The 11,051-nt window shown below is 66.8% G+C and carries 14 protein-coding genes; 3 read left to right on the plus strand and 11 right to left on the minus strand.

Going from position 1 to position 11,051, the window contains the following annotated elements; all coding sequences use genetic code 11:
- Positions 1-191 precede the first annotated feature (191 nt).
- On the plus strand, positions 192-2,081 hold the full coding sequence (gene mnmG / locus MQC88_RS10365) for a tRNA uridine-5-carboxymethylaminomethyl(34) synthesis enzyme MnmG (protein WP_243321718.1): 1,890 nt from the start codon (positions 192-194) through the stop codon (positions 2,079-2,081).
- Positions 2,082-2,219: 138 nt separating this feature from the next.
- On the plus strand, positions 2,220-3,530 hold the full coding sequence (locus MQC88_RS10370) for a sialidase family protein (protein ID WP_243321720.1): 1,311 nt from the start codon (positions 2,220-2,222) through the stop codon (positions 3,528-3,530).
- A gap of 117 nt (positions 3,531-3,647) precedes the next feature.
- Here MQC88_RS10370 and MQC88_RS10375 read toward each other — a convergent pair whose 3' ends face one another.
- The 3 genes from MQC88_RS10375 to MQC88_RS10385 all read right to left on the minus strand — a co-directional run bounded on the left by MQC88_RS10375 (position 3,648) and on the right by MQC88_RS10385 (position 5,609).
- A complete protein-coding gene (locus MQC88_RS10375) occupies positions 3,648-4,028 on the minus strand; it encodes a VOC family protein (RefSeq protein ID WP_243321722.1) in 381 nt (126 codons plus the stop codon).
- 101 nt (positions 4,029-4,129) lie between these two features.
- Positions 4,130-4,627, minus strand: a complete 498-nt coding sequence (locus tag MQC88_RS10380) for a TspO/MBR family protein (RefSeq protein WP_243321914.1) — start codon at positions 4,625-4,627, stop codon at positions 4,130-4,132.
- Between the two features lie 565 nt (positions 4,628-5,192).
- Positions 5,193-5,609 (minus strand): MAPEG family protein, encoded by a 417-nt coding sequence (locus MQC88_RS10385; RefSeq protein ID WP_243321724.1) that lies wholly within the window; start codon positions 5,607-5,609, stop codon positions 5,193-5,195.
- A gap of 134 nt (positions 5,610-5,743) precedes the next feature.
- On the opposite strand from MQC88_RS10385, the gene MQC88_RS10390 reads away from it, so the two are divergent.
- A complete protein-coding gene (locus tag MQC88_RS10390; protein ID WP_243321726.1) occupies positions 5,744-5,935 on the plus strand; it encodes a hypothetical protein in 192 nt (63 codons plus the stop codon).
- Between the two features lie 173 nt (positions 5,936-6,108).
- Here MQC88_RS10390 and MQC88_RS10395 read toward each other — a convergent pair whose 3' ends face one another.
- The 8 genes from MQC88_RS10395 to MQC88_RS10430 all read right to left on the minus strand — a co-directional run bounded on the left by MQC88_RS10395 (position 6,109) and on the right by MQC88_RS10430 (position 11,007).
- The gene (locus tag MQC88_RS10395; RefSeq protein WP_243321728.1) at positions 6,109-6,552 is read right to left on the minus strand and encodes a DUF305 domain-containing protein; all 444 of its coding nucleotides are present in this window, start codon (positions 6,550-6,552) and stop codon (positions 6,109-6,111) included.
- Positions 6,553-6,823: 271 nt separating this feature from the next.
- On the minus strand, positions 6,824-7,180 hold the full coding sequence (locus tag MQC88_RS10400; RefSeq protein ID WP_243321729.1) for a hypothetical protein: 357 nt from the start codon (positions 7,178-7,180) through the stop codon (positions 6,824-6,826).
- A gap of 14 nt (positions 7,181-7,194) precedes the next feature.
- A complete protein-coding gene (locus MQC88_RS10405) occupies positions 7,195-7,569 on the minus strand; it encodes a hypothetical protein (protein WP_243321731.1) in 375 nt (124 codons plus the stop codon).
- Positions 7,570-7,692: 123 nt separating this feature from the next.
- The gene (locus MQC88_RS10410; RefSeq protein ID WP_243321733.1) at positions 7,693-7,956 is read right to left on the minus strand and encodes a hypothetical protein; all 264 of its coding nucleotides are present in this window, start codon (positions 7,954-7,956) and stop codon (positions 7,693-7,695) included.
- An 87-nt stretch (positions 7,957-8,043) separates the two neighbouring features.
- Entirely contained in the window at positions 8,044-8,502 is a 459-nt protein-coding gene (locus MQC88_RS10415) for a YciI family protein (protein ID WP_243321735.1), read from the minus strand.
- A gap of 18 nt (positions 8,503-8,520) precedes the next feature.
- Entirely contained in the window at positions 8,521-9,093 is a 573-nt protein-coding gene (locus MQC88_RS10420; RefSeq protein ID WP_243321736.1) for a hypothetical protein, read from the minus strand.
- A 654-nt stretch (positions 9,094-9,747) separates the two neighbouring features.
- Entirely contained in the window at positions 9,748-10,128 is a 381-nt protein-coding gene (locus MQC88_RS10425) for a hypothetical protein (RefSeq protein WP_243321738.1), read from the minus strand.
- A 513-nt stretch (positions 10,129-10,641) separates the two neighbouring features.
- Complete coding sequence (locus MQC88_RS10430; RefSeq protein ID WP_243321740.1) at positions 10,642-11,007, minus strand: VOC family protein; 366 nt, start codon at positions 11,005-11,007, stop codon at positions 10,642-10,644.
- Positions 11,008-11,051: the final 44 nt, after the last annotated feature.

Consider the following 11,051-nt stretch of genomic DNA (forward strand, 5'->3'; position numbering starts at 1 on the left):
GGCTTCCCCGATGCGTGCGCGGCCAGCCCCGTTCCAATCCAGCCAGCGCCCCCTGACGCCTTGCCACAGCGGGTGCACCGGGAAACAACGCAGGAAGCGTGCCAACTGCGGCGACGCCAGCGCGCGATAATGGCGGCGCCGTGGCCGCATCCAGCCTGAATGCGGGCCCCCTCCCTTCACCCGAACAGCGCATGCGCGATTCCTTCCATCGTTACGACGTGATCGTGGTCGGCGGCGGCCATGCCGGCACCGAAGCCGCGCTCGCGGCCGCGCGCACCGGTGCGCGCACGCTGCTGCTCACGCACAACCTCGAGACGGTGGGCGCGATGAGCTGCAACCCGGCGATCGGCGGCATCGGCAAGGGCCACCTGGTGCGTGAGATCGACGCGCTCGGCGGGGTGATGGCGCGCGCCGCCGACGCCGCCGGGATCCAGTGGCGCCGCCTCAACGCATCGAAGGGGCCGGCGGTGCGCGCGACCCGCTGCCAGGCCGACCGCGCGCTGTACCGCGCCTTCATCCGCCGCGCGGTGGAAGCGCAGCCGAACCTGGCGATCTTCCAGGCCCCGGTCGACGACCTGGTGATCGAAGGCGATCGCGTCGCCGGCGCGATCACCAACACTGGCCTGCGCTTCGAGGCGCCGGCCGTGGTCCTGACCGCGGGCACGTTCCTGGCCGGCCGGATCCATGTCGGCGAGACCCAGTACGCCGCCGGGCGCATGGGCGATCCGCCCGCGACCACGCTGGCGCAGAAACTGCGCGAGCGCCCGTTCGTGGTCGACCGGCTCAAGACCGGCACCCCGCCGCGGATCGACGGCCGCACGCTCGACTATTCGGTGATGGAGGTGCAGGCCGGCGACGACCCGCGTCCGGTGTTCTCGTTCCTGGGCACGCGCGACGACCATCCGCGCCAGGTGCCGTGCTGGATCACCCACACCTGCGAGCGCACGCACGCCATCATCCGCGGCGCGCTGCACCGCTCGCCGCTGTACAGCGGCCAGATCGAAGGGATCGGCCCGCGCTACTGCCCGTCGATCGAGGACAAGGTGGTGCGCTTCGCCGACAAGGCCTCGCACCAGGTGTTCGTCGAGCCCGAAGGGCTGGATGTCACCGAAATCTATCCCAACGGCATCTCCACCTCGCTGCCGTTCGACGTGCAGCTGGAACTGGTGCGGTCGATCCGCGGTTTCGAGAACGCGCACATCACCCGCCCCGGCTACGCGATCGAATACGACTACTTCGACCCGCGCGGGTTGCAGGCGTCGCTGGAGACCAAGGCGGTGTCCGGGCTGTTCTTCGCCGGCCAGATCAACGGCACCACCGGCTACGAGGAAGCCGCCGCGCAGGGACTCATCGCCGGCCTCAATGCCGCGCGCCACGTGCAGCAGCGCGAGTCGTGGTCGCCGCGTCGCGACCAGGCCTACATCGGCGTGCTGATCGACGACCTCGTCACCCAGGGCACGACCGAGCCGTACCGCATGTTCACCTCGCGCGCCGAATACCGGTTGCAGCTGCGCGAAGACAACGCCGACCTGCGCCTGACCGCCATCGGCCACGAACTGGGACTGGTCGACGACGCGCGCCTCGCCCGCTGCGTCGCCAAGCGCGAAGCGATCGAGTGCGAGCGCGCGCGGCTGGGCGCGCTATGGGCCTCGCCGGGCAACGCGCTCGGCAGCGAAGTCGCGGCCAACCTGGGCATCGAACTGACCCGGGAAACGAGCGCCCTTGACCTGCTCAAGCGCCCCGGGCTGGACTACGCCAGGCTGCTGTCGCTGCCGTCGCTGGCGCCCGCGGTCGAGGATGGGGAAGTCGCCGAGCAGGTCGAGATCGGCACCCGCTACGCCGGCTACCTGGAGCGCCAGCACGACGAGATCGCGCGCCAGCAGCGCCACGAATCCACGGCGATCCCGGCGGCGTTCGACTATGCCGCCGTGCATGGCCTGTCGGCGGAAGCGCGGCAGAAGCTCGAGCGCGTGCGCCCGCAGAGCGTCGGCCAGGCGCAGCGCATTCCCGGCATGACCCCGGCCGCGATTTCGCTGCTGCTGGTGCACCTGGCCCGCGCCAGCCGCAGCCGGGTGGCGTGAACGCCGCGCGCGGGACCTGCGCCTGTGGAAGCGCCTTCCGCCGCGAGCGCCGTGCAATGCCGGCAGGAGCGGGCGTGCACCGCCGCTCCCCCGCCAGCCGGCTCCTACAATAGGCCCACCGCACACCGGAGCCCGCGCATGCAGATCGCACGACCGATGACCCTGGCATGGCTGGTGCTGGCGGTCGCCGCCTGCCATCGCGACGCACCCGCGCCGGCACCCGCCACAACTGCGGCCGCGGCGACCGACCTCGCCAAGCCCTGGTCCGTGCACGACTGGCCGCTGCCGTCCACCATCGGTTCGGCCCAGCCCGACCTCGCGCTCACGCCCGACGGCCGCGTCCTGCTCAGCTGGATCAGCAGCCTGCCGGGCCGCCGCAACGCGCTGCAGTTCGTGGCGATGGCCGACAACGGCCATTGGCAAAGCGCACCGCGCACCATCGCCGTCGGCAATTCGCTGATGGCCAACTGGGCCAACGTGCCGCACATCGCGCAGACCGCAGATGGCGCGCTGTGGGTGCAGTTCATGCAGCAGCGCGGCAGCGGCCACGCCGGCGACGTCGCGCTCAGCCGCTCGACCGACGGCGGCTTCAACTGGAGCGCGCCGATCGCGGTGAACGACGATGGCGTCGAGGCCGAGCATGGATTCGCCGCCCTGTGGCCGGCCAGCCGCGACAGCATCGGCGTGGCCTGGCTCAACGGCGGCGAGGGCGGCGCGGCAGCCACGACGCACGACGGCGCGGCCGCCGGCGACGGCATGCAGCACGGCGAAACCCGCACCGGCCTGCGCGCCGCGGTCTTCGACATGGACCTGCAGCGCAGCAACGAAACGGTGCTGGATGCGAAGACCTGCGACTGCTGCCAGAGCGAGGTCGTCGCCACCGCGCGCGGCCCGCTGCTGGCCTACCGCGATCGCAGCGACGCGGAAGTGCGCGACATCGTCGTGGTCCGCAGCGACGGCGGCGCCTGGGGCAAGCCGGTTCCGGTGCACGCCGACGGCTGGGTGATGCGTGGCTGCCCGGTCAACGGCCCGGCGCTCGCCGCTGACGGCGACAACGTCGTCGTCGCCTGGTACACCGCCGCCAACGAGCAGCCGCTGGTCCAGGTCGCGCGCAGCGACAATGCCGGCGACAGCTTCGCCGCGCCGGTGGTGCTCGAGCAGGGCGCCGCGGTGCAGGGGCGCGCGGCGGTGGCGCTGGACGCGCGGCAGGCGTTCGTGTTGTGGCTAAGCGAGGACGCGGGCGGCCAGTCGCTGTGGCTGTCGCGGCGCAGCCCCGACCTGGCGCGCGAGCTGCAGCGGATCGAAGTGGCGAAGCTGCAGGGCCGCGGCCGCGCCACCGGCTACCCGCAGATCGTGCTGCGAGGCGGCGACGCCTATATCGCCTGGACCGATGTCATCGAGGGCGCGCCGCAGTTGCGTGGCGCCGTGGTGACGCCCGCGGCCGGGTGACACAGCGCCGGGAAGCCGCGCGCGCATCCGCGCGTCCTCCGGCATGTCCGGGCCACGGCCTGCTGCATTTTTTCGGGCGGTCGCAACCAGGCCGGCAAGGCCGGGGGGCGGCGCAGTTCACTGCCCCGGCGGAGGCTCCCAGAGCTCGACCTTGTTGCCTTCCGGGTCGATCACCCAGCCGAACCTGCCCTGTTCGGATTCGTCCGTGCGCGCTTCCACGTTGCAGCCTTCGGCCCTGAGCGCGGCAAGCAGTGCGTCCAGGTCGGCGACGCGGAAGTTGACCATGAAGCTGGCGGTGCCCGGTTCCAGGTAGGTCGTGTCGCTCTTGAACGCGCTCCAGAGGGTCATGCCCTTCTGGCTGCCGTCGCCGCCCCACTCGAAAACGGCGCCGCCCCAGTCCGTCACGTCCAGCCCCAGGTGGTCGCGGTACCAGGCGCCCAGCGCCGCCGGGTCCTTCGCCTTGAAAAAGATGCCCCCGATCCCGGTGACGCGTTTCATGTCATCTCCCGTTGCATCGAATGCCGCTTGGGAACCACTGCCGACGTGGGTCGTGCGCCGCGCCGGCCTGGACGCGGAGGGACTGCCGTGCGGCCTTGCGACTATCCCAGGACCTGCGGATTGAGTTGCCAGACGGCGTGGTTGAGCGCCGCCGCGAAGCTTACCCACGCCAGGTAAGGGACGAGCAGGACGCCAGCCAGCGGCCGCACGCGCCAGAACGAGACCACCGTGGCCAGCAGCAGGATCCATAGCGCCACGATGTCGGCAAAGGCCCAGCCGCCGCGGTGCCAGGCGAAGAACAGCCAGCTCCACAGCGCGTTCAGCGCCAGCTGCGCCACGAACAGCGTGAGCGGCAGCCGGTTGCCGCGCAGGCCCCCCGAGCGCCACACCAGCCACGCGGCCAGCGCCATCAACGCGTACAGGACCGTCCACACCGGCCCGAACACCGAGGCCGGTGGCGCCCATGCCGGCTGCGCCAGCCGGACATAGAACGACCCGGCCTGGATCGAGGCCGCCGCGCCGATGGCCGACGCCGCGAAACACAACGCGGCCCAGCCGGCCAACCCGAACCAGTCCCGCCGCTTCCGCACTGTCGCCATGCGCACCTTCCCGATCGTTGCGGGGCCGGATCGATCCGGGCCTTGCGAGGGTCCGACTGGATTGTCGGCATCGCGCCTGCGCCCGGCAACCAGGGGCATCAGCGCAAACGCGGCGAGCGCCAGGACATAGGCCGCGCCCGACACCCGGTCCCGGCTCGCCAGGTAGTGCGCCAGGTCCAGCCCCAGCACGAACCGCGTGAGGCCCAGTTCCGTGGCCACCATCAGCACCAGCGCGACGGCGCCGATCGCCAGGCGCCGGGACGCGGCGAACGGCCCGAACCGGCGCACGACGAACCGCGCCAGGTAGAAGCCCGCCACCAGCATGAGAGGCTGCTCGAACAACTCCGCCCAGCGCACATCCAGCACCGGCACGACCAGCAACACCCGGATGGTGCCCAACACGAAGCCCACCCCAAGCACCGCGATGTAATAGAGCAGGCTGGCCTGGAGCGCGCGCACGGGATCGACGCAGGACGCGCCTAGCAGGCCACGGCGATCCAGCCGACGCGGCGGATCGCAACGCGATGTCCCGTGCGCGCGGTGCGCGCCGCGGCGAACGGCACGCTCACGCTGCCGCGGCCAGCAGATGCACGACCCACCATGCGGCGATCGCCACCTGGATCGAGAACGCCAGGAAACGAACGGTCACGGCCATCGCGCTGGTCGCGACGAGATGCACCGTCGACTGGAAGACGCGCGCCGCGAGAAGGGCATGGGCCAGCGGGTCGGTGACCGCGGTGAGGTCGGCCGCGACGGCGGCAACAAGCAGCCCGCCGAAGACCGGCAGGCCCTCGATGCAGTTGGCATGGGCGCGGGCCAGCCTCTGCATGAAGGGCGACAGGTTCGCGTTGTCGGGCTGGAACCCGTTCGCGGGAACCCTGCGCGAAACGACCAGGAGCGAACGCAGGATCTCCATGAGCGCGAGCAACGCGAGCGTCCAGCCGATGAATCCGACCAGCGCGAAGAAGCTTGGACTGCCCATCACGGAACATCCTCCCAGGCCGCAAGGCGTGCTCTGCAAGTATGCCGCCGCGGGCCCCGCCCGGCGCACGCGCGCTTCATGCCAGCCACACAGTGCAATGGCAAGCTGCGCCTCGCGATTGCCGGGAAACGGAAATGACGCCGAAAGCGCAAAGGCTCGTATCGGTGGGGACGGGCGCCATCGGCCTGGCACTGCTGGCCATGATGATCGCCACGGAGGGCGAGCCGGGCGCGCTGCCCCTGGCGCTGATCCTGTTCGGCGCGATCGGCTACGCCAGCAGCCGGATGCGCGAGCGCCGTTCCGCGAAGCGGCATCGGCCCGGATGAACGGTCAACGGGCGGCCCAGGCGAGACGCAGTCCGCCAGCGGCGAGTGACAGCATCCCTATCCAGGCCCCCTGGCGCCCGAAGCCAGCCGATCCGGAAACCGGCTTCGGCTGGAATGATCCGTCATGTCGACCTCATCTGCCGTGATGCCGGGGGCTTGCGTGTTGTTGGCCATCACTGTGCCGCCGGCTCGGAACGCTTGCCCTGCAGCTCGTCGATGAGCCCTTCCATCTCGCCGATTTCGCGCTTCTGCGTGGCAATGATCCCGTCTGCGAGTCTGCGTACACGCGGGTCCGAGATCCGTGCGCGCTCGCTGGTGAGGATGGCGATGGAGTGGTGCGGGATCATGGCCTTCATCCATGCCACGTCGCCAACGGTCGCCTGGCTGCGGACGAGCCAGAGGCCCAAGCCGATAAAGCCCAGGCTGGCAGCGATGACCAGCGAATTCGCGCGCGTGTCCTTGTACATGTGGCGCATGAAGAACAGCATGACCAGCGCCATGGCTCCCGCCATGATCATGGTCATGAATACCCGGGTCCAGCTAAACCACGCATGGCCAAGCTCGTAGGTGTTCGCGTAGGTCAGGCAGAACATCAGTACCGCCGACGTGCCGATCATTAGCAGCAGGTTCCTGTACGGGTGCATTGGCTCACTCCTGTGGGGGCTGATGCTCGAGTTAAGCCAGATTCGGCATGAACGTACTGTTTAGCCGCTGGTCGATGGCAGCGTCCATGAGGGCAGCAGGTCCCCCTTGATGTTCACCGTACCTGGGGCGCACGAGCGCAAGCCCCCGCGCAACCCGATCGCGCAGGCGGATTCGGCGTGTAGGACTTGGAATCGCGAAGCGGTCTTGGCTTGGATGAATTGCCAGGCCACAGCCCGTGACCGCTCAATCGTCGCATTTGATGACCCCGGCGATGACCGTGGGGCCGATCCTGAGCCCAGCCTTGCCTGCCCGTCCGACAAGGCTGAAAGACGGAGGCAGCGAGCCATTGCCAGGGTTGCGAAACTCCAGGTGGACCAGCGCCGCCTCCGGGCCGAAACTCTTCAACGAGTAGTTCTCTGGCGGCAGCGTGATGCGCTTGCCAGCGTCGAATCGCGTTGAGCTGAAGACGATCATTGGCTTGACGTTGCTGTAGCCGATGAACTCCAACTCGTAGTACTGCGATGCCCTGAGGCCTTCAAACGTGCATGCAGTCTGGGAAGCAATGGCGGATTGGCTGGCCAGGGCCAGAAGGACGGTCACGACGGGGATGCTTCTCATCGTGGGGCCCAACGCCTGGATTGAGTCGAGTCGCGAAGCAGCGCCGGCTTGGAAGAATTGCCAGGCGGCACCGGGCCGTGCCCGAGATTGCCGACCTGCCATTGGTGCAGGGCTACGAGCAACGGCAAGCCGACCGACAGGGCAAGCGCGATGAGCACATGTGCCCGCCGCACGCCGCCCTGGGTCTCGTAGGCCTTCCCGGTGCGATAGCTGAAGGCCATCAAAGCCCAGAAGAGCGCGGCGGCGATAGCGGTAGCACCCGCCATGAGCAGCGTGTTGACCATCGGCGGCCAGGGGTCGTCACCGTAGACGAGGATCCAAAGCACGCCGGCCCCGGCAGCGACGGCGAGTACTGCGGCGATCAGGGACACCATCGCCGATGGCAGCGCAAACAGCAGGGGGTACGTATGCCGAGCTCTCATGCGCGATGTCCTCGCTGTGCCGCCTGACGCTTGTCATCCGCGCCGCAAAGCGGCGCAGGCCTGGATGAATTGTCAGGGCTCAGCCAGCCGGCGCTTTTTGGTGAAGCGCCAGGCGAGCCATGTGAGTGCCACCAACACGGCAGGGCAAACCCAGCCGAACGCGCCTGCAATTGCCACGTTTTCATGCGCCGCGACAGCCCAGGCAACGCTGAGCAGCCAGCCAACGGCGATGGAAACGGCTGCGGGCGTCCAGGCCCGCAGGCGAGGTTGCGACTTGAGTAGCCAAAACAGAACGACTGGGAGTGCCAATGCGATCAGCAGGAGAGCGTTTGCCATGGACATTCCTCCGGGGAGCCCTAGCACCTGGATCAAGCCAGGCCAAGAAGTGGCTTCGGCCTGGATGAATTGTCAGGCCTTTGCGGCCTACCGCGGCGAGATCTTGTCATGAATCTCGTTGAGAGCCATCAGCGCGGCGGACGCATAGAGTTGATGGTACTCAGCCACCATTTCACCGCTCTGGATGACCGGGTCCGTCGCGACGAGCGCCTCCGCCTCGGAAATGCCAGGAACGGCGAAGATGAACATCCCGCGCCAGTTCTCCTCGTTCGAGAACGGACCTGCAGCAACCAGTTTCTGCTCTTTGGCCAGGCGTTCCATGTTGGCGAAATGCCCTTTGAACATGTCGATGCGCTCTTGGCCCTCCGGCACTCGCCTTGAGCCGGACTTGAGAATAACCAGGACGTACTGCCGCATTCCGCGGCTGTCCGCACCGAGCTTTGCGGCCAGAGCGGGGTCCGTGGGGCCCGGTTCCGTGGTGTGCGCCGAGCCCAAAGGCAGCCACAGTCCGAGAATGATCGCCAGCGTGGCCCAATGCTTTTGCATGAGTGCTCCCGAATGCGCCTAAAGGCTAGCAGCGGCTTTCCATACATTGTTGCGACCAACTTTGCGTTCCCACGCCTTGTACTGCGTGACGAGCGGGCGAGCGTAGTCTGGCAAATCGTAGGCAGGCGGCTCACTTACGAAGAAGGGCATGCCCTCCTTGAACCACGCAGGTGTCTGCTGCCTCCCGATCAAGCCGAGCTGCTGAGCCTGCAGCATGTGAATGTATTCGTGCTCCACAATGTAGGGCTGCCACGATTCCGGTGGAATGATGACGCCCCAGTCGAACAGGGTAGCTCCGCGCTCCATGCCGCCGCCAAAAGAGCGGTAGCACCGACGCGATGAGCAGAATACGGTGAGCGGTGCTTGCTCCAAGGGAACGAGCTTGCGCCCCACCACAGCAACAGCACGACGCTGCAACTCAGTCGCATTGGAGAGTTGGGATAGGTCCTCCACGCATACGCGATCGAGGCAAGAGACGCCATTGAGCGAAGGCGCAAGAACGCGGACGGGCTTGAACGCAGCCCAGGCAATCGCTGGCGCGGCAACCACCAGGCCTGCGGCTATGAATGCCAAAGCTCTACGAATTCGCATCAGTGGCTAGCACCTGAGTTAGGCCGAGCCGGGAAGCAGCTTCGGCTTCGATGAATTGTTAGGCCTTATGGCTGGCATGCCACGGCCACAGACTCCACGATAGCCCGTGGGGCCGATACCTGCAGCCAGCACGCGAGGCCCTCCGGCTGGTACTCAAGGAAGGAGCCGTATGACCGCTCGACCGGAGCAACGGGGCCATAAAGCCGGCGGGCTTCCGAGGCGGGCATGCCGGGGCAAAGACCACGCGGGGTGCAGGCGCGTGGTCCGGTGCCGTGCAGGGCCAGGACGCGCCGCTGGACCCCGGGAGCCTCCTGTTCTAACCAGCCGACGGTTACGACGAGGCCTGGATAGTGCAACTCGATGCCTTCGCCGGTATCGACGCGCCTGGATGGCATGCCAAGGTGGCGCATTACGCTAGCCTCGGTTACGCCCGACACAACCCCACCGATGCTCAGCTCGGACGGCGGGATTTCGCCCGCAAGCGACGGGCCTGCAAGGATCACGCTGCGAGGGCGAGGAAATTTCGCAAAGTCCTAACGCCTGAGTCAAGCCGACCTGTAACGCGTGGATCGGGAGCTAGAAAAGCGGCGCCACCCAGACATTTGAACGGAGCGCCGATACGGGTTCGGCTTGAATGAACTGTTAGGGCCCATGCTAGTCATCCGCAAGAGAGGACTCTTGCTTAGGGTCGCCCAGGAGAAACGTGTCGCCATTGGTCGCGGTGATGCTGCCAGTGCCCATGCTGCGAATCTCCCATTGCCAGGTGTCATAGCGGGTTTCCAATGTGCCCCGAGCAAAGCACGGACCATAGAGAAAGAAGTCGTGCTGCTGGCTCCCTGAGATGAGCACGGCCTTGTCAAAGAAGGCCTGGGCCTCCTGCGCAGTAACAGCAAAAGAAGCGCACCCCTCTGCCTTGGCTCCAAGCCCATTCGTAGTCACGACGATCTTTGTGATGGGTCCGATCGGGCTGGACGATGCAAGGGCCGGAAGAAGCAGTCCGCCCAGCACGCCAAGGTATGCAAGATATGCGCTCATGGGGACCTGACACCTGAATAACCCGGATAGTAGACGCAATTTGATGCCTCGAAGAAGCCACGAAGCGGGTTCGGCTTGAACTGTTAGGCCCTAGTCGTAGCAGAGCAAACCCCCGCCTGGTCGCCTGACTTCATCGAGGTAGTACGCGCACCCTTGAAACTTGGTGTTTGTGGAGCAGCGGCCGGTTTTCGCAGCAATAGTCTCCGCGACACATTGACCTTGACACTGACGGCGGTGGGTGCAGATCTTCCCCGCGTCTGTCGTGGGACCTTGGCAGACTTTTGGACACCCTTCGCCCGGGATGCCGCGACAGTCCCAAACGAATCCCGCACTTGCGCACGCCGCTTCCGACTCGGGGAGCTTTAACGGCTCAGCCGGCGGGATTGAGCTACAGGCTGCCACGGCGGTTGCCAGAAATGCGAAAAGGACGCCACGAATGCGCATATAGGGCCTAACGCCTGAATTTGGCCGAGCAGCGAAGTGGCTTCGGCTTGAGTGAATTGTTAGGCCGCGTCACCTGACACTGGCCAAATCAAAGTGTGGGTTCTCGATGACGCCGAACCTGTTGCCGAATGGATCCATTACCGCGGCAACTTTGATGCCGCCACCAACCACTGTGACAGGCTCGAGCGACGTAGCGCCAAGTTCAATGAGTCTTGCGTGAGCCAAGGACGCATCCGGCACGCCCCAGAGAGGCTGCGGCCCGTTGATGCCAGGCTGACCGTCTGGGATCAAGCCGAGCTCAAATCCACCGACGTTGAACCCAACGTAGAACGGCTCATCGAAGTAGGGCTGCAACTCAAGCACCTGGGCATACCAATGCTTTGCAGCAGCCAAATCACTTGTTGGATAAATCGCCGTCCTCAGCCCAAGAATCACTTCATTTCTCCAGAATCAAATTGACGAAGATGCTAATTGGCGGG

The organism is Cognatiluteimonas sedimenti, assembly GCF_022808325.1.
Lineage (GTDB): Bacteria > Pseudomonadota > Gammaproteobacteria > Xanthomonadales > Xanthomonadaceae > Cognatiluteimonas > Cognatiluteimonas sedimenti.

Bases quoted from the DNA above. Each gene is read 5' to 3' on its own strand.
- mnmG (WP_243321718.1), top strand. From the start codon at position 192: ATGCGCGATTCCTTCCATCGTTACGACGTGATCGTGGTCGGCGGCGGC.
- MQC88_RS10370 (WP_243321720.1), top strand. From the start codon at position 2,220: ATGCAGATCGCACGACCGATGACCCTGGCATGGCTGGTGCTGGCGGTC.
- MQC88_RS10375 (WP_243321722.1), bottom strand. From the start codon at position 4,028: ATGAAACGCGTCACCGGGATCGGGGGCATCTTTTTCAAGGCGAAGGAC.
- MQC88_RS10380 (WP_243321914.1), bottom strand. From the start codon at position 4,627: ATGGCGACAGTGCGGAAGCGGCGGGACTGGTTCGGGTTGGCCGGCTGG.
- MQC88_RS10385 (WP_243321724.1), bottom strand. From the start codon at position 5,609: ATGGGCAGTCCAAGCTTCTTCGCGCTGGTCGGATTCATCGGCTGGACG.
- MQC88_RS10390 (WP_243321726.1), top strand. From the start codon at position 5,744: ATGACGCCGAAAGCGCAAAGGCTCGTATCGGTGGGGACGGGCGCCATC.
- MQC88_RS10395 (WP_243321728.1), bottom strand. From the start codon at position 6,552: ATGATCGGCACGTCGGCGGTACTGATGTTCTGCCTGACCTACGCGAAC.
- MQC88_RS10410 (WP_243321733.1), bottom strand. From the start codon at position 7,956: ATGGCAAACGCTCTCCTGCTGATCGCATTGGCACTCCCAGTCGTTCTG.
- MQC88_RS10415 (WP_243321735.1), bottom strand. From the start codon at position 8,502: ATGCAAAAGCATTGGGCCACGCTGGCGATCATTCTCGGACTGTGGCTG.
- MQC88_RS10420 (WP_243321736.1), bottom strand. From the start codon at position 9,093: ATGCGAATTCGTAGAGCTTTGGCATTCATAGCCGCAGGCCTGGTGGTT.
- MQC88_RS10425 (WP_243321738.1), bottom strand. From the start codon at position 10,128: ATGAGCGCATATCTTGCATACCTTGGCGTGCTGGGCGGACTGCTTCTT.